Source organism: Mesorhizobium sp. WSM4833, assembly GCF_055811095.1.
In genome coordinates, this window is the sequence record NZ_JBVVQG010000045.1 from 1 (window position 1) to 715 (window position 715).

Consider the following 715-nt stretch of genomic DNA (forward strand, 5'->3'; position numbering starts at 1 on the left):
AGATCGATGCCGCGCTTCAGGTCCATCGGGTTCATGCCGGCGGCAACGGCCTTGTGGCCTTCCTGGACGATCGACTGCGCCAGAACGGTCGCGGTCGTGGTGCCGTCGCCGGCGATGTCGTTGGTCTTCGAAGCAACTTCGCGGACCATCTGCGCGCCCATGTTCTCGAACTTGTCTTCAAGCTCGATTTCCTTGGCGACGGTGACGCCGTCCTTGGTGATGCGCGGGGCGCCGAACGACTTGTCGATGACGACGTTGCGGCCCTTGGGGCCGAGCGTGACCTTCACCGCGTCGGCGAGGATGTTGACGCCGCGCAGCATGCGCTCGCGGGCATCACGGGAGAATTTTACGTCTTTGGCAGCCATTTTTAGCTCCTGGCAGGGGCTTCGATCGAGCCCGGGAATTCAGTTGACGGAAAGGCCTGATATCAGCCGATGATGCCCATGATGTCGGATTCCTTCATGATCAGAAGGTCTTCGCCATTGAGCTTGACTTCGGTGCCCGACCACTTGCCGAACAGGATGCGGTCGCCGGCCTTGACGTCCAGCGGGACCAGCTTGCCAGCTTCGTCACGAGCGCCGGAGCCGACAGCGATGATCTCGCCTTCCTGCGGCTTTTCCTTTGCCGTGTCGGGGATGATGATCCCGCCAGCGGTCTTGGATTCGGATTCGACCCGGCGAACGACCACGCGGTCATGAAGCGGGCGGAACTTCGA

2 protein-coding genes are annotated in these 715 nt (G+C 61.8%); both read right to left on the reverse strand.

The window, feature by feature from the left end; genetic code table 11:
* A partial coding sequence (locus AC0L2D_RS31790; protein WP_473544111.1) for a TCP-1/cpn60 chaperonin family protein occupies positions 1–365 on the reverse strand: 365 nt, incomplete at its 3' end.
* A 62-nt stretch (positions 366–427) separates the two neighbouring features.
* Positions 428–715: co-chaperone GroES (gene groES, locus AC0L2D_RS31795; protein ID WP_366214797.1), on the reverse strand; the 288-nt coding region annotated here is incomplete at its 5' end.